17 protein-coding genes are annotated in these 17,004 nt (G+C 47.6%); 9 read left to right on the forward strand and 8 right to left on the reverse strand.

All coding sequences use genetic code 11. From position 1 onward, the window contains the following. Positions 1-19 precede the first annotated feature (19 nt). Positions 20-697 (forward strand): hypothetical protein, encoded by a 678-nt coding sequence (locus tag PSE6802_RS0111435; protein WP_019500199.1) that lies wholly within the window; start codon positions 20-22, stop codon positions 695-697. Positions 698-764: 67 nt separating this feature from the next. On the opposite strand, the gene PSE6802_RS0111440 is transcribed toward PSE6802_RS0111435, so the two are convergent. Beyond that, complete coding sequence (locus PSE6802_RS0111440; protein ID WP_019500200.1) at positions 765-1,079, reverse strand: DUF3082 domain-containing protein; 315 nt, start codon at positions 1,077-1,079, stop codon at positions 765-767. Positions 1,080-1,877: 798 nt separating this feature from the next. Between PSE6802_RS0111440 and PSE6802_RS0111450 the strand changes: the two genes are divergently transcribed. From PSE6802_RS0111450 to PSE6802_RS0111465, 4 genes are all read left to right on the forward strand, one after another. Then, entirely contained in the window at positions 1,878-2,279 is a 402-nt protein-coding gene (locus PSE6802_RS0111450) for an AbrB family transcriptional regulator (RefSeq protein ID WP_026103239.1), read from the forward strand. 96 nt (positions 2,280-2,375) lie between these two features. Continuing rightward, complete coding sequence (psb28, locus tag PSE6802_RS0111455) at positions 2,376-2,723, forward strand: photosystem II reaction center protein Psb28 (protein WP_019500202.1); 348 nt, start codon at positions 2,376-2,378, stop codon at positions 2,721-2,723. After that, entirely contained in the window at positions 2,720-3,232 is a 513-nt protein-coding gene (locus PSE6802_RS0111460) for a MogA/MoaB family molybdenum cofactor biosynthesis protein (RefSeq protein ID WP_019500203.1), read from the forward strand. Before psb28 ends, PSE6802_RS0111460 begins: the two co-directional genes overlap by 4 nt. 33 nt (positions 3,233-3,265) lie before the next feature. Then, entirely contained in the window at positions 3,266-4,054 is a 789-nt protein-coding gene (locus PSE6802_RS0111465) for a WecB/TagA/CpsF family glycosyltransferase (protein ID WP_019500204.1), read from the forward strand. Between the two features lie 166 nt (positions 4,055-4,220). Here PSE6802_RS0111465 and PSE6802_RS0111470 read toward each other — a convergent pair whose 3' ends face one another. The 6 genes from PSE6802_RS0111470 to PSE6802_RS0111495 all read right to left on the reverse strand — a co-directional run bounded on the left by PSE6802_RS0111470 (position 4,221) and on the right by PSE6802_RS0111495 (position 10,960). Further along, positions 4,221-5,144 (reverse strand): S1 family peptidase, encoded by a 924-nt coding sequence (locus tag PSE6802_RS0111470; protein ID WP_019500205.1) that lies wholly within the window; start codon positions 5,142-5,144, stop codon positions 4,221-4,223. 18 nt (positions 5,145-5,162) lie between these two features. Beyond that, positions 5,163-6,011 carry a S1 family peptidase gene (locus tag PSE6802_RS28610; RefSeq protein ID WP_019500206.1) on the reverse strand — a complete coding sequence of 283 codons (849 nt, stop codon included), beginning with the start codon at positions 6,009-6,011 and terminating at the stop codon, positions 5,163-5,165. A gap of 119 nt (positions 6,012-6,130) precedes the next feature. Further along, positions 6,131-6,778, reverse strand: a complete 648-nt coding sequence (locus PSE6802_RS28615) for a COP23 domain-containing protein (protein WP_019500207.1) — start codon at positions 6,776-6,778, stop codon at positions 6,131-6,133. Between the two features lie 233 nt (positions 6,779-7,011). Next, positions 7,012-8,094, reverse strand: coding sequence for a glycine cleavage system aminomethyltransferase GcvT (gene gcvT / locus PSE6802_RS0111485; RefSeq protein WP_026103240.1), 1,083 nt, complete (start codon positions 8,092-8,094; stop codon positions 7,012-7,014). Between the two features lie 260 nt (positions 8,095-8,354). After that, positions 8,355-9,656, reverse strand: coding sequence for an NF041680 family putative transposase (locus PSE6802_RS0111490; RefSeq protein ID WP_019498766.1), 1,302 nt, complete (start codon positions 9,654-9,656; stop codon positions 8,355-8,357). Between the two features lie 263 nt (positions 9,657-9,919). After that, positions 9,920-10,960, reverse strand: coding sequence for an IS630 family transposase (locus PSE6802_RS0111495; protein ID WP_019499944.1), 1,041 nt, complete (start codon positions 10,958-10,960; stop codon positions 9,920-9,922). Positions 10,961-11,023: 63 nt separating this feature from the next. Between PSE6802_RS0111495 and PSE6802_RS0111500 the strand changes: the two genes are divergently transcribed. Together PSE6802_RS0111500 and budA are read left to right on the forward strand one after the other, a co-directional pair. Further along, positions 11,024-13,093, forward strand: a complete 2,070-nt coding sequence (locus PSE6802_RS0111500; protein ID WP_019500209.1) for an FAD-dependent oxidoreductase — start codon at positions 11,024-11,026, stop codon at positions 13,091-13,093. 170 nt (positions 13,094-13,263) lie between these two features. After that, a complete protein-coding gene (gene budA / locus PSE6802_RS0111505; protein ID WP_019500210.1) occupies positions 13,264-14,052 on the forward strand; it encodes an acetolactate decarboxylase in 789 nt (262 codons plus the stop codon). A 14-nt stretch (positions 14,053-14,066) separates the two neighbouring features. Here budA and PSE6802_RS0111510 read toward each other — a convergent pair whose 3' ends face one another. After that, positions 14,067-15,521, reverse strand: a complete 1,455-nt coding sequence (locus tag PSE6802_RS0111510) for a tetratricopeptide repeat protein (RefSeq protein ID WP_019500211.1) — start codon at positions 15,519-15,521, stop codon at positions 14,067-14,069. A 235-nt stretch (positions 15,522-15,756) separates the two neighbouring features. Here PSE6802_RS0111510 and PSE6802_RS28620 point away from each other — a divergent pair, with 235 nt between their 5' ends. Both PSE6802_RS28620 and PSE6802_RS0111520 read left to right on the forward strand, forming a co-directional pair. Next, a complete protein-coding gene (locus PSE6802_RS28620) occupies positions 15,757-15,906 on the forward strand; it encodes a chlorophyll a/b-binding protein (RefSeq protein WP_019500212.1) in 150 nt (49 codons plus the stop codon). A gap of 662 nt (positions 15,907-16,568) precedes the next feature. Continuing rightward, positions 16,569-16,997 carry a hypothetical protein gene (locus PSE6802_RS0111520; RefSeq protein WP_019500213.1) on the forward strand — a complete coding sequence of 143 codons (429 nt, stop codon included), beginning with the start codon at positions 16,569-16,571 and terminating at the stop codon, positions 16,995-16,997. Positions 16,998-17,004: the final 7 nt, after the last annotated feature.

Here is a 17,004-nt window from a genome sequence, read left to right on the forward strand (position 1 = left end):
AGCCTGGTAGGGCAAACATATGAAATCGCGTCACATTTCAGTATTATCTGTTGGTTCGCTTTTGAGTGTTGCGATCGCGACACTGGGGGTTGCCCCAACCTATGCTTCGCGGTTCAGCAAGGATTGGAGTTATACCCGCTCGCCTTACACCAGTCAGCGCGTGGCGCAGGTCTTTAGAACTACGATTACGTTGCCGGTGGGACAACCGATTGTCACTACATTAGTTAACCAGGAGACCCTCTATGTCAATAACGGTCAAAGTCTCCCGGCCCAATTAAGAGTGGCAAAGGATGTAATTGGGAATAATGGCGTAGTCCTGATTCCAGTGGGAGCGACGATTGATGGTGAATTCGTACCCGCTAATGGAGGTTCTAAGTTTGTCGCGCGCACGCTCACCAGTAGAGGTGCAACGATAGCGATGAGTGCAGAATCTGATGTCATACGCGATACGAAAGATCCCCGCGAAACCAATGTCGGTTCGATCGCCACCGATGCGGCAATTGGTGCTGCTGGTGCATCTATCCTTGCGGCGGTAACTGGCGATCGTGCGATCGCCACCGAAGAAGTTCTAGCAGGTGCGGCAGCGGGTGTCATTATAGGCAACACCACCGCACCGCAGACAACCGTAATCGAGCCGAAATCTGAAATTAACCTTACGACAAGCCGCACTCTCACCTTCAGACGCGGTGGAGATTAGAGAGATTGAGACAGGCATAACAGGTTAAGTATCAAATCAACACGATTCCTGGGGTAAGTTGTACGACTTACCCCTTTATGTTTTCAGATGGTCGATTGAATATTAACTGCCATACTTGCTGAAGTGTCAGCAGAACCAGACCGAGCGCGACTATGGCAAAGATCGCGGTCGCCCCTGTACCTACAGCTAGCAGGAACGCACGGACGATCGCGCCTATTTTGGCGGCTAGCGTGTCCGCATTACTGAGAGGACTCTCGGCCAGTTTCCGCGCTACGTGAGCGGTAATCAGGTACAGACCCGACGATAGGAGTGCGGCGATCGCGGCACCAACTAGATTTTTTAACGGTGTGGGTGGGGCTGGCGGATTTACTTCTTCAGTCATAGAAATCTTACAATTTAGGTTTAGCTAAAGTCGATTTTACACTCTAGAACCCTTCCAAAAATCTCAGATAATTTTCCTCGCCAGCTTCCTGAACGGACTCAATTGATATGCTATAGCGGTTTTCAGATCGGAATAGAGTAGGGGGTTTGGGGGCGTTGCCCCCAAGAAGGGGAGGCAGGGCGGTCTTGGGGGTTCCCCGCTAGAGCCACTGCCGTGTTCCACCCCTTCACCCCAAAAATAAAACCCGTTCTCAAGTGAAACCCGCTGTAGTTCCAGATACTTTCTGAAGTATGCTTTCAATACGTTTTCTAAAAATACCAACAAAAAAAGAGGACGTTACCAACATTGGCATACAAGCCTATCAGCCGTGCGTTGTCTGGAAAACGTTCTAATAGTTGGCTTGCCAATCAATGCTATCGAGTTCATTCGTTAATTGTTCGACCAACTCAAAGATTTCGGACGGAATCGTCATTTGACAGCTAACTCATAGGAGTCATTTTGATTGCTATATTACAGTTTAGATCGCGATCGCCAAATAAAATTATTATGATTTATTTAGGCACTACCGTAATGGATTATGATACAACCAAATTAGTTATTTTAAAAGCCTTTCAGACATTGAAATTAAGAATTAATATAGTAATGAATCATGAATTATGTCAGTCGCCAAATCAAAATAAAATCAAATATAAAAATTGACATAAATTTTGCAAGAATTTGTGTAGTTAATTATTGATTTAGATATACTTTAGTATATTATTTAAACCTAAATCTCGTTCAACATTATCTATAAAGTTAATGGCTAAAACTAAGCAATCGGTCATGCTCACTGGCCAAGCTCTGCTGGAAAAAGTCAAGGAATTGGAGCATTTATCTAAAGCAGAAAAAGCTAAAGCCTGCGGTTATGCAACTGTCACTAAAAATGGTCAAGACCGCATCAATTTGATGAAGTTCTTGAACGCCTGGATGGAGGCTGCCGATATAAATTTAGATCCCAAAGGCAGCGGTAAAGGGGGGCGCAGTGCCAGTTATCGCGTCAGCGTTCAAAGTAATGGCAATCTCTTGATCGGTTCCGCGTATACACAGTTAATGGGGCTAAAACCGGGCGACAAACTCGAAATTAAACTGGGGCGCAAGCACATTCACCTCAGGCAAATTGAGGACGATGAGGACGATGAGGACGATGCAACTGAAGAATAATCTACCTATGGTATCAATAGGTTGTCCTGGGTAAACGATTATACTAGTGGGAATATGCGAGAGCAAAATATAAGCACAATTTAGGAAACCAGTATAATGACCGCCAGGATTCAATTAGCCGCAAATATTGATGAAGAAGCTACAGATGTAAAAATTACCCGCTCTAAGGATGGATCTACCAGCACGGCTACTTTCTATTTTGCCGAGCCTAAGTGCATGAGTTCTGAAAACCCCGAGCAAAGCAATAACATTCTTGGCATGTTCATGATTGACGAAGAAGGGGAAATCGTTACCCGCAATGTCAACGCTAAGTTTATTAATGGTAAACCCGCTGGCATTGAAGCTATATATAGAATGGAAGGAGAGTTTGCATGGGAGCGGTTCTTGCGCTTTATGAATCGCTATGCGGAAGCAAATGGTATGAGCCTTAATAAGAAATCATGACGATCGCTAACCCTTGCCCCGATCCACCAGCCTATCGGGTTAATTGCGCTGTAATTACGGTGAGCGATACGCGCAACGAGGAAACTGATAAAAGCGGCAAATATATTAGGCAATCGCTCGTCAATGCCGGACATCAAGTCAGCAGTTATTTCATCGTCAAAGATGAACCAGATCTAATTCGCGATCGCTTGCAATCGTTAGCTGATATCCCAGATCTGGAAGTAGTTATTTGCAATGGCGGTACGGGTATTGCACCTAGAGACACAACCTACGATGCGATCGCTGCCTTGCTAGAAAAAACGCTGCCCGGATTTGGTGAAATGTTTCGCTATCTCAGTTGGCAGGAAGTGGGTTCGAGGGCGATCGCTTCCCGTGCCGTGTCGGGTATTTATAAAGGTAAGTTGATCTTCTCTTTACCTGGATCCAGTAATGCAGTGAAATTAGCGATCGAGCAGCTTATATTGCCTGAGATGATTCATCTAGTCAGACAGATGAAGGGGTTGCACTAGCTGTAAGCTTTTAGCAGTTAGCTTTTTTAGCTTATGCGCTCTTGTCTGCCAATTATTTCTACCTGCGTGCATACAACTAGCTATGCCGATGCCTGCGATCGCATTCAATCCTGGATCGCGGCACGACAGTCTTGCTACATCGTAGCTGCTAACGTGCATGTGGTGATGACTGCCTACTGGGATCGCGCGTACCAAAGTATATTAGATCGCGCCGCTTTAGTAACTCCGGATGGGATGCCATTAGTATGGGGTTTGCGCCTATTAGGACAATCTCAACAGCAAAGGGTATACGGCCCCGATTTGATGCTGGCCTGGTGCGATCGCGCTGCCGATCTAGGTTTACCGATTTATCTCTACGGGGGCAGCGATCGCGCTCTAGCTCTGCTGGAAACAAAGCTAAAACAGCAATTTCCTAAAATCGCGATCGCGGGGAGTTATGCCCCTCCCTACATAGATCTGCGGGATTTGGATATGACAAGTCCCGATCTACCCACCTGGTTAGAATCCGACATCAATTGCATTCGAGATTCTGGTGCTGCGGTAGTATTTGTAGGCTTAGGCTGTCCCAAGCAGGAATACTGGATGGCAAAAGTACAAAGTCATCTAAATTCAGTTGCGATCGGCGTGGGAGCAGCATTCGACTTCCATAGCGGTCAAGTTTCTCAAGCTCCTCGCTGGATGATGAAGATCGGTTTGGAGTGGCTATATCGCTTTAGCCAAGAGCCTGGCAGATTGTGGAGGCGATATCTCATCAACAATCCAGTTTTTATCATTCTATTTATCTTTCAGTTGCTGAAGAGAATTATAACAAAGAATCAATAAAGGTTATAGCGGTTTTCACTTGAGAACGGGTTTTAATTTTTGGGTTGAAGGGGTGGAACCCCTTCTTAGGGGCAGCGCTCCCAAACCCCCTACTCCTTCCGATCTGAAAACCGCTATATCTTAGGGATAATTAATGTGGGTTTGGGATGAACTGGTTTAGAAATCGCTAGAATGGCAAAATTCTCTGTATCCCTCTTTCGAGCGTGTTTTCTAAGACGCGCTGAAACAGGTTGTCCACATTGACGCGATCGCGTTCGTCAGTTTGGGTAGTTGTGGTAGTTGTGGTGCTGGTGGGCTGGGCTGGCGGTGAATTCTCAACCTGTAGCCCCAAATACAGACCGGACTGCGGAGCCAAACTCAGGAAGGTATTAATTGGTACCGCCATATTAAAACCAGGTTTGCCAGCAATTTGCGTGAACTTAGCGGCTTCTGCTTCAGAAGCCAGTCCCAACCTGGATTTAATTGCGTTGGCATCTTCACCTTCTGCCAGTCCGTGAATTGCTACCACACGACCGGCTGTGTCAAATACAGGGCCACCGCTCATACCACGGCGGGTGACATTGGTATAAACCATCTGATAGCCGCCGCCTACGGGTTTATCCAATCGCTCGGAGACATTTCCCGTCGTGAACTGGCGTACGACTTCTTTGATTGCTTGTCCGGGGGCGGGCCATCCCGATACAAAGACTGTCGCCCCTTGTTTTGTGGTATCTGAATTGGCTAGCTTGGCAAGCTTATAGGTTTTGTCGCTCTGGAATTGCACCACCGCCAGATCGACATTAGGCAGGCGTTTTACTTTGCTGTAATCCATTTCATGGGCTTGCTTGTCAGACGTGACAATGCGGTACTTATCTGAGTCGCTGACTACGTGATAGGCAGTGAGTGCATAGTAGGTATTGCCGTCTTTAGCGATTAGTACGCCGGAGCCGTGACCGGATTTTTCGCCTCTAATCAATACTGTGACATCGCGAGCAATGTCATTAATTTCTTCACCAGAAAGGGCATGTGCTGCGCGTGGCTGTACGATTACCATTGCACTAACGATCGCTGTTCCGGCGATCGCGGCACTCAATCCATTATAAAATCTCATAAAAATTCCTCAAAATTCTTAAATAAGCCCGAATACAAGATGTTTATTTGGGGGTAAAGGGGTTCCACTCCTTCTTGGAGGCGCAGCCCCCAAACCCACCGAGCGTTCCGATTTGAAAACCGCTATAAATGTCTCGATGGGAATTGCCCAACTCAAACGCATCATGATTTCATGCTGCGATCGCTCTGGGCGAGAACCATCTGTAAACACAAACGGATCGCCCCAAATGGGGTAGGCATGCATGCCATTGATCCCGATTACCTGACCCTGACGGTTTAATAATGGCCCACCGCTCATACCCTTGCGAATATCATTGGTGTATCCAATTTGATAGCCGCCTGCTATTACCTTAGGAGTCAGGAGGGAGATCCGTCCAGGCACAAAATTGAATCCCGCAAGATTGCTAGTCTGTCCCCTAGTCGGAATATTCTCAATGCGATCTGTATGCTCTGTTTCACTTGGGAATCCTGCCGCAAACACTTCATCCCCAACTTTTACATTATACGTTTGCCCTAGAGGTGCGATCGTATAATTAGATTTCGCTTGGAACTCTAATAATGCCAGGTCGCTATCCCCAAACTCTATCCTGCGAGCTTTAGCAGGGTAGATCCGACCATCCATCGTTTGGATGCTAAGGCGATCGCTATAGGCGACCACATGCTGATTTGTGACTGCAAAGTAGGTTGCTCCGCGCTTGCGCACCAGGATACCCGAACCCCAAGCCCGATCGACTTTCACCTTGACGGTGATCGAGCGGGCTAAAGATTTTAGCTGGGCTTCTGACAGATGGCGATCGTCTGGCTTCACCTGGGAGATCGGTGTAGATGTGGGTAGGGAAATCGCTGGAGGAGCGATCGCGAACCCCACAATTCCTCCCAATAGGAGCGCTCTGCTGTACCCTAGCTTCGATCGGGTGCAGCAGTTTCTGAAAGGGCAAAGCCAACTAAACATGGGTTGTACGACCAAGGTAATAGTCAAAATAACCGTTACCAGGCTCTACCGCTGTCGGGCGTTTTAGCTGGGGTGGCAGCAGGTGCAGTGTTAGCGGGACTGACAACTGATGGCTTTCCTGGAGTGGGCTTAGAGGTAGCCGTTTCCACGGGTGCGTTCTCCAGAAATTCTTTGACATTGATGGAAGAAACATTGGCGTTCTGGTTGCTGGGTTTAGAGCTTTCATAAAGGACGGTGCCGGCACCCGCTCTGCTCTCATACAAGCGTTGCAGTACCACTGCGGTATTTTGACCGGGCTTGAGCGTGTATAAAACCGTGCTGCTAGTGCAGGCACCACCATACTCGCCAGTGGCGCAAATTACCGGCAATCCCCTCACAACTCCAGCGGTAATAAAATTCAAGGCACCTGAGTTATAGAAAGATTGGAACTTGTTAGAAACGATATTGCAACGCGTTTGAGAATCATAGCCCGAATCGCTGAAGTATTCCGAACTCCAACGAATAATTGCCACTGTACCGCGCGGGGTATCAGCTAGTGTTGCAGGGTACCCACCGCTCCAACCACAATAAAAAGAAGTGCCGCCTGCATAACTGGGTTGAGTGGCAGTTAGTGCGATGGGCAAGGCACTTGCTAATGCGATCGCCCCTGCACCTAGAGTATTGGATAATAACTTCAGTTTCATAGTTTTTTACGCATTTAGCGTTGTGGATTTATAGCAATTATAGGCAATTCTACCAAGATAGTCTGCGATCGCAATTATTAACTTACGGCGATCGCGATCGCATCGCCAGATACCAAAATCTCATATGGAGTTTAGGGAGACACGGTTAAATAATGTTCCCATCGTAGGATGTGTTAGGCGATAGCCGTAACGCATCGTGGGAATCTTATTTTTATGCGAGTCCCTTAAAGTGTTTATGGAGTTGGTTTGTAAAAAGGACGTTTGACAATGTGGGCAGGATAGTCGCGATCGCGAATCTGAACTTGTAAAGCCTGGCCGACATCAGCCAGGTGGGATAGCACGTAGCCGAGCGCGATCGCTTTACCCAAAGTAGGCGACATGGTTCCACTCGTAATCACACCTATAGTTTCTCCATTCCAGCGAATGGGATAGTCGTGGCGAGCGATATTGCGCCCTTCCATCTCCAAGGCTACGAGGCGACGGGGTAAGCCTTCTGCTTTTTGTGCTTCTAAGCGCGATCGCCCGATAAAGTCCCCTTTTTCTTTTAAGTGTACCAGCCAACCTAGATCGGCTTCTAGAGGTGTGGTGTTATCGTCCATATCCTGACCGTACAGGTGCATCCCAGCTTCGAGTCGCAGCGTATCCCGACAGCCTAAGCCGCAGGGAGTCACGCCAGCATCACCTAGTTTTTGCCATAACTCTCTGCCAGGTTCGATATCGATTGCGACTTCGCAACCATCTTCGCCAGTATAGCCAGTACGGGCCACGAAACTGGTTGTACCTAACACTTCTGTTTCGATATGACTGAATCGCGCCATCTCTTGCAGATTAGCCTTCACAAAAGGTTGCAGCGCCTGTAGTGCTGCTTTTCCCTGTACGGCAATCAGTAACTTCTCTGTCGAACGATCGATGAGTTGGTCGTTAAGGTGTTGTTCCAGCCAGGTTTTATCCTTATCCGTAGTCGAGGCATTGACAATTACCGACCAGCGATCGCCGCCATGAAAGTAAAAAATTACATCATCGATGATGCCTCCCTGCTGGTTCAGGAGCACGGTGTACTGCGCCTGTCCTGGTTTCAATCTTGCGAGATTAGAAGGAACTAATTTTTGGAGCGATGCCAATATATCTTTGCCTTGCAATGAGAATTTTCCCATGTGCGATACATCAAACATGCCAACACGCGATCGCACCGCTTGATGCTCTGCCACAATACCCTGATATTGCAAGGGCATCTCCCAACCACCAAATTCAACAATTCTAGCTCCCATTGACAGATGCAGATCGTATAAGGGCGTGCGTTTTAGTGAGTTAGTCATAATAATTCGATGAATTCGGTGAAATTGAGATATTAAGTCCAGAATTTACGCAGAGACACCCCAGGTAGGGTGGGCATTGCCCACCTTACAGTGAATGTAGAGTCAAAAGTTCATTTTACGTAAGTCCTAGAGATATTATAGTTGGCTGGCAAGGTGCGTTCTAATTGACTCTAGTAACTGGAGTTTAGACTAAAAGGCAACAAGAAGCATCTCGCTAGATAGAAACTAGCGAGAGAGAGGATAAAAGGGAAGAAGTTGAGCTAAGCAGTTGCAGCGGAAGCTTTTTTGAGGGGCTTGGCATAGCGTTTTTTGACAGTAGGATAACGAATCCGTTGGGTTCGTTTTTTCCCAAGAGGCCAACCTGGAGACTTACCGCGAGGTTTAGGGTCAGGGGAAGGAGAGCCAATCCTGACCAAAACTAAAGCAAAAGCATTTGCAACTCGACCAGGAGACAATTTAGTCATCGGTTTCTGCCAAGGCAGAGGAGAGTCTTGGACAAGTTCACGAGCGAGCCACAATTGCCAAGTAAGTAAAGGCATCAAGTCCGACCAAGTCTCCATCTGAGCAGGGGTAGAAAGCTGAGGGATTGTCCAATGGAGACGTTGACGCACCAAGCGATACCAATGCTCAATGGCAAATCTGCGCAGATATTTTTGCCATACCTCACTCAAGATTGGCTCGTCTTTAGCGACCCAAATCAACCACAGGGGTTTCGATTCAGGCATATCAAGACGTTCGACCAGAATGAGTGTAAAGGGATGGTCTGCGGCTTGCTTTAAGTGCAGGTTTGGCCATCGACGAATTTGCAATCGTCCCAGTTTAGGCTCTGCAATTGTGATGTCTGCTTGGGGAATAGACCAAGTGTCAGAGTCTTTGAGGCTAAATTTCTCTCCATGCTTATGGGGTCGCCCATGCCCCTCGTAATCCTTTGGGGCATGATACAGAACCCGGTTGGGGCGTAGCCTGAGCAGCTTGATACACGGGATGTCTGCTGTTTGCTGCAAAAATGGTGCGCACCCATACTCGCCATCCCCCAGGAAAAGCACAGTCCCAGGAATTTCCGCACAAACCAAGCGTAACTGACTAGCGGCTTTCTGAATCGGGTTCTCGAAACTGGTGATCCGCTCATGCCGCAACGGTAAGGCAAAACTCCCTTCTGACTCTGGAATCCAGGCAATTGTGCTGTATCCTTGCCCCACCGTAACAGGTTTGCTTCCTACTCCCGGTTGAGGTTGATGTTCGTAGGTGCGTTCTTGTAATGTCACCGCATAGGGACGCGACCAGGCTGTATGGTCGCCCGCCAATATCGTCACCTCTGCTGCCGGCATTTGCTGTATGTATTGCTTCATCAAGTCTTCACGTGGAGGATGACTATCTTGCAGTGCTTCATAGATACTCGACCACTCCCTCCGAAATAATGGGCTTAACGAAAGTTCCACAAACGATGAAACACTCCGACTCGTCAGTACCGCATCCATCAAGTCGAACAGCGCATCTCTCCCGTTCCCTATAATTTCGTACGTGTACTTGCGAAATTGCTCAAGTTTATCCAAACTAATCATGATGAAGCTGTTGATTTTATAGTCTTTTCAGCTTCCATCATCAAGCGGTCAGTCTGCAATGGCTGGCTGCTTTTTACCACTTTTTAGTCTAAACTCCAGTAGTAAGGATGCCTCGTTCAATTCCGGACGGAAAATTCAGGCTAAACTACTGGTTGCTTGGCTCGGTCAATGCTATTCTGTAGCAAATTTGTTCAACAATGCTCATTAGTTTTAGTGGTGCCAAGAGGAAGAGTTATTGCCTTGGCAATAAAATAGAATGCAATCTATAGAGCAGCATAAATAATAGATGGATGCTTAAAGTAACTCCTAATGTGGGCAGGCAATCTCTGCAATTTCTGCAGTTGAGATAGCAATCTATGTTTTAATTGACCCAGGTTTCGCGTCAGAGGTTTGGCGTGAACTCCCTGTTTCACATCACCATTGAAATACTCTACTGGATTCAACTGCGGCGCATAGGAAGGCAAATAAAATAACTCGATCTCCTGGGAGTGCTGTTCTAACCATTGCTGCACGGGGCGCTCTCGATGGACGGGATGGCGATCCACGATCCAAAACAGTTTGCTTGAACGCTTGTCAATCAACCGTTGCAGAAATTCAATAAATACTGGGGCTGTCAAGGTACAGGTGTAAAGCATAAATTGAATCGTGCCTTGATTACTGATGCTAGCAATGAAATTCAACCGTGTCCGCTCGCGTTTACTAGGACGAATTTCAGGGGGATGTCCCTTGGGTGCATAACCTCGCCCTCCATACTCATCAGAACTGAGTCCCGATTCATCTCCCCACTCGATTTCGGCACCTTCTGCTTGTGCCCGTTGCTCAATCGCGGGATATTCTTCCTGTAACCAGTGTTTCACGGCAGCGGGGTCTTGCTCATAGGCACGTTCGATCGGCTTCTGGGGGCTGTAGCCCCATCGTTTGAGATATTCCCCCACTGTGCGTATCGGCATCTCCACTCCTAATTCTTGCTCGATTAGTATTTGCACGGCTTGTCTAGTCCACAAGGCGCTCTCGATCTGGTAATCCTCCGGGCTGTGTCCCCGCAGCATTGCTTCAATCGTTGTTTCCTCTGAGGCACTTAAACTGCGCCCTTCCCCTACCTCTCGTCCTCGTCGCTGCTGAAACAGGGCTGCTTCTCCGTAATCTTGATACGCCCACCACCACTCCGTAATCGTGTTACGATGAATCCCCAGGTACTCACTAATATCACATACTCGTTTCCCTTGTTCTCGCAACCGGATCGCTTGCTGTCGAAGGTAATTTTGCGTTTCTATCGATAGGTGTCGGCCATCTGGTTTATCCATGTCAAACCTCCTTGTGCCTTTACTTCTATTATCCTATGCTTTCTTTTTCATTGCCGGAGCAATATGTTGCGATCGCTTGCTAAGCAAATACACCTGTCAGTCCTGGGTGTTATTTTGCCTGTAGTAACGGTAACAAGCTATATTACACCCATATCAGATCGTCTATCTGCTCGGGCGCAACCTGCGCGATCGCCTCGAATCGATCGACAGGTGGAGTGCGATATCTTAGTAGCAGGTGGTGGTTTGGCTGGCAGTGCCACTGCCTACGAAGCCCTGCTCGCTGGGCGCACGGTCTGTCTTACCGAGCTAACGGACTGGGTGGGCGGACAAATTTCCTCGCAAGGTACCTCTGCCCTTGACGAGCGCGCTACACAAAGGCAGCTACTGTTTTACGATCGCGGCTATAAAGAGCTGCGCGAAAGGATCGAACAGCGTTATGGCGCTCTCAATCCAGGCGGTTGTTGGGTAAGCGTTGCCTGTTTCATGCCCAAGGATGGACATGAGATTCTAACTGCAATGCTGCAAGAGGCTGCCCGCAAAGGGAATGGCAAACTGGAGTGGTTTCCCAATACGGTAATTAAAGATTTAGAGATATCCGGTTCGCAAATTACGGGGGCGATCGCGATTTCTCATCAGCCAGCGGCAGGCGCACCACCGTTGAATACCCTGCCCCTCTCGCAAACTATTATTGATTCTTACACCTACGATAATTCCAAGCTGTTTACCAAGACCATCACTAAATTTGTGGCGAAGCGATCGCCTGACAAACAGGCTTCAGCGCCAAACTGGTATGTAGTCGATGCCACCGAAACCGGAGAGTTGGTGGGTCTGGCCGACGTGCCTTATCGCTTGGGAATCGATCCGCTCTCTTATTTAGAACCATCTTCATCCAGTCCTAAACCCGATCCCTACTGCACGCAAGGGTTTACCTACACCTTTACGATGGAGGCAACTGCAGAACCGCAAAAGCATGAGGTGCCAGACTTTTACACACGTTACGCCCCCTATTACAGCTACGAATTAAAGAATTTAGCTAGCTTCCCATTCGTGTTTACCTATCGCCGCATCTTTACACCTCAGCCCGATAAATTCAAAGATATTGATATCGGCTTCTACAAAAAGGATGAAGCAGTACTGGTGGGTGATATCTCTATGCAAAACTGGACTTGGGGGAACGACTACCGACCTGGCACGAATAAAGATAACTTAATTTACAGCCGCGACCAGCTTAAGGAAAACGGACAACTTCAGCCCGGTGGTTGGTTGGGAGGTCTACGTGCCGAAACCCTGAACCAGGGTGAGTTACTGGCTAAAGGTTATTTCTACTGGCTAACTACCGGGACAACCGACTCGCAGTTAGGTGAAGGTTTCAAAAAGCCCTATCCCAATCATCGCTACCTTTCCGGGCTAGATTCTCCGATGGGAACCGTACACGGTCTATCTAAACATCCTTACATGCGCGAAGGTCGTCGGATTATTGGTAGACCCAATCGTATCTACCCCGATGGCTTTACCATATCCGAAATCGATATCTCGCGCCGTGACTATAACGACGAGTACTATCGCACTACGCTTGCTCCAGAAGTATATAGAAGGCTAAAAGCTGCGATCGCGGGGCTGGAAGGCTACTCCGTACTTTTAAATCCGAATGCCGCAGATAAGGTAAAGCGGCGATCGCGCTCTACCATTTATCCTGACTCGGTGGGAATAGGGCATTATGCCATTGACTTTCATCCCTGCATGACGCAAACACCTGTGGAAACTCCCGGTAATACCGAGCGTGCTGGCGAGCGGCGCGGTGGCGGACAGGCATATCCATTCCAAATTCCATTGCGAGCCATGATTCCACAAAAGCTAGATAACATGTTGGTAGTAGGAAAGAGCATTGCCACCAGTCATATTGCTGCTGCTGCCTATCGCGTCCATTCCTTTGAGTGGTCGTCTGGAGTTGCCGCCGGGACAGTGGCTGATTTTGCCCTAACGAATGGCATTGCGCCCTATCAGTTGGTGGACGATCTACCGCGATCGGAACCTCAGTTAGAGCAGCTAAGGAAGCGTTTAGAGCGAGACGGTAACCCCACCGCCTTCCCCGACACGTCAATTTTTAACAACACCTGGGATACTTGGAAGTAGCTATCAAAGAGCCAAAGCTCTAGAGTGTAATATAGCAATCCGAAATCATTTATAGACGGGGTGCAGGGGTAGAACCCCTGCGTGGGGGCTGCGCCCCCACCCCCCCTTTTTCACAAATCATTTGTGATTGCTGTAGATTGAAGGTGTTTGATGCGTACATGAGTCACAATATGAAGTCTAAGCAGATATTTTCGATCGCAGCAAAACTAAAAAGCTACTTATGGTTTGCAATATTGTTTATTGCGATCGCACTTGGGGCTTTACCCATCTATTCTCAACAAATTCTGCAACTCCACCCAGGATTTCAGGTTTCCACTTTGGGCGCTTTAAATGTTGGTGTGTATGAAGGAACTGCAACATTAGCTGCACTCAAACAGCATGGAGACTTTGGCTTAGGCACGTTTGATGGGTTAGAAGGAGAGATGATTGTCCTTAATGGCACAGTTTACCAAGTCAAAGTGGATGGAGTTGCTTATCACGTCTCGGATGGGCTAAAAACCCCATTTTCGACGGTTACGTTTTTCCGCCGCGATCGCTCGCTTCGTTTAACCGGAAAAATGAACTATCAGGAACTGCAACAGCAGATCGACAAACAGTTGCCTACACAGAACTTACCCTATGCCGTGCGCATTCAAGGTGCATTCCCTTACTTGAAGGTGAGAAGCGTCCCCAAACAAGCACTTCCCTACCCACCATTAAATGATGTGGTCAAGAAGCAGCAGCGCATTTTTGAGCTGCGAAACGTGCGCGGTACTTTAGTGGGGTTTCGACTCCCACAATATCTTAAAAGCGTAAATGTCGCAGGCTATCACTTTCACTTTATTACCAGCGATCGCAAAGCCGGCGGTCATCTGATTGATGGAGAGTTTTCTAACCCTGTAGCTGATGTGGAAACTCTGCGTGACTGGGCGATGCTGCTGCCCGATCATTCTGCCTTTGCCCAAGCATCGCTAGATTGAAGCAAGAAATATCCTTAGTCGATCTTTGCCGATCCAGCGCATTCCAGCAAGTTTACCAGTTGGGAGCGTCCAAATTGCCGATCGAGGGCGTTGGCAATTTGCATGGCTTGTTTGTTCTGCCCCATCGCCGCATAGATCAAAGCGACGTTGGTGAGCTGACTTGCCTTATCCCTCAACTGAGACTGCGGATCGATCATGATGTCTTGAAGCTTGGCCAAGGTACTATTGGCGGCATTGCGATCGCCCACTTCAACATATCGATTGGCAAGATCGAGCAGTACGAGTACTTTATCATCGTCGTTATTTGCGCCATCGATTGCCTGCAAGCCTTGATTTAGAACTTTGATAGCATTGCGATTTTTGTCGAGTTTGGCATAAACATCTGCGATCTCCACCAGACTACTGGCTTTACCCACAGGATCGCTAACGCTTTTGCTGGCATTTAAGGCTTGCCCTAAAACCCTGGCAGCTTTGGGATTTTGGTTAGCCTCAGCATACTTAATTGCGATTTGAGTAAACGCGATTGTCTGTTCGTAAGGATTCGTAACCCGTTTAGCCAGATCGAGTGCTGGTGTATAGAAACCAGCATTGACATATTCATTAACCACATAGGCTAAGCCTCTGGAATTAAAGCTTTCGAGCGATACTCCCAGCATACCGCTACCAGCAACTTCTGAAGCTGCCGCCGCCGCCGCCAAGGTAGCATCGACCTTTTCCACCTGGTTAGTTGTTGCATAGGTTTTGGCAACTTCAAACAAGGCTCGTGCTTTCATCGCTGGATTGTCCAGTGCTTGAATTAACTGTAAACTCTGCTCTAAATTACTTGCTGAGCGATCGCGGTTTTGAGCATTGGCGTATTCTGTAGCGATCTCCAGTGTTGCCCGCGCTTTGGCATAGGGATCCTCGATCGGATCGCTAGCAGCTACTGCCTTCTCTAGCAACGAATTGGCTTTGTCCAACGCGCCTAATTTAGCGTACTGTGAGGCTGCTTTAGCCAGGGCAAAGGTTCGATCCTTGACATCCTTAATTGCCTCGATTTGCGGAATAGCTGGTGCTAGAACTGACTTTGCTTGTTCCAATTGCCCAACCTCGGTGTATTCTGCCGCCAGTTTGACTCTGGCAAAAGCATTCGCCGAATCGTCATCCCAGCCTTTTAAATATGTAGAGCTAGAGTCAAGTACTTTGGCAGCCTTATCCTTTTGTCCTGCTTTGGTGTATCTCTCAGCCACTTCGAGTAGAGCAAAGGTCTGCGCCTGGGCATTGTTTTCCAACTTGGCACTGGATGCATAGCAGGCAAGGGGGATGCCCAAGAATTTGGGTTCGTCCTTATCAATTACTACTACTGCGCGATCGCCTTCATCTGGATCTACTGCATCTATTTCTGCTGCCGATACACCACTCAGGTTAGAGACAAATAGCGATAGGACGGCAAAACAGACAACTAAGACATGGCACCACAATTTTTTCACGATAAATCCCGCCCGAGGTTGAATTTTATAAAGCTTATGCTGAGGATTACACAGTTACGCCAATAATACCCAATTGTTCCGATCGTTTACAGAAATGCAGAAGTACTTTGTATCCCCTAATACATCGACTCTATCTCAGGAAGGAAAATGTTTAGAAATGTTGCGAATCCCTAAGCGATTTGTTACATTTCTAAACACAGGGTAATTCAAATTATTTAAGTAGGGGCTAAACATCATGGAATCTAACCGTAACTCCTGGTCTTTTGGTTTTTCTAATGGCGCTGAAAACTGGAACGGTCGCCTTGCTATGCTGGGGTTTATCGCAGCGATCGCAACCGAACTGATTACTGGTCAAGGCGTACTGCACTTCTGGGGCATTCTCTAGTCAGCTAGAAAATTCTAAATAAATAGTTTTGATTTCTTTTTTATCCCTCTAAGGTCTAGGCTTAGGGGGATTTTGCTAGCGTACGCGCCCACAATCGAGAACGTACTTTCCAGGATGCGATTCATAACTTATACCAATTCTGCAAAATCGCACTATAGCGTTTTTCAATTGAGAACAGGTTTTATTGACGGGGTGAAGGGGTGGAACACGGCAGTGGCTCTAGCGGGGAACCCCCAAGACCGCCCTGCCTCCCCTTCTTGGGGGCGTTGCCCCCAAACCCCCTACTCTTTCCGATCTAAAAACCGCTATACGCATCAATCCATGTACGGGCGAACAGCCGTTCGCCCCTCCAGCAATCTGTAATTTTACTTTAGGGAATTGGTATTACTTAAAATCTTTCCAAACATTTTGGGTATAACGGGAACAAATTATTTTACTCGCACATCATGATACCCACGCTTAGCGAACTATAGCGCTATAGAGTTTGCTAGGTTTATTTGGTTTAGACGATCGAGGCAATCTTGAGATGTGAGATTGCTATTTTAGGATTTACAAGCTTTTTGCCATTTGAGTTTACTCTTTGGGTGAGATGAGTTTTCTTGCCCAAGATGGAGTTGGCTGCTAATAGGATTAATGACTAGGAGAAAAAGAGGTTTCAATAAATGATTAGAAGGGCATATGCGATCGGGCTACTGTCTTTTGCTGCGCTTGGGTTTGCGTCTCTACCTGCTAAAGCGCAAAATGCTGCAACCACGAGCGGTCAAACTGCGAATCAAGCTGTAGTAATCAATGGAGATGGGAACAGGGTTAAGTTGCGCATCATTCAAGTGAATACTACAAGTGGACAATATCCCACAGATAATTCCAGCAAACAAAACGCCAATCAGGCAGCGATAATTAATGGCGATGGCAACCGTGTCGATATGCGCGTACGTCAAGTAAACGCCTACCAAGGACACAATGGTAACAATGGTAATAAGTTCGATCGCGGCAACCATAGCGATAATGACTGGCGCAAACGCGATCGTTATAATTATGGCAACTACAACGGTCACAATAACAGAGATCGCGATCGTCGCGAGCGAGGCTAAAGATTCC

The organism is Pseudanabaena sp. PCC 6802, assembly GCF_000332175.1.
Lineage (GTDB): Bacteria > Cyanobacteriota > Cyanobacteriia > Pseudanabaenales > Pseudanabaenaceae > PCC-6802.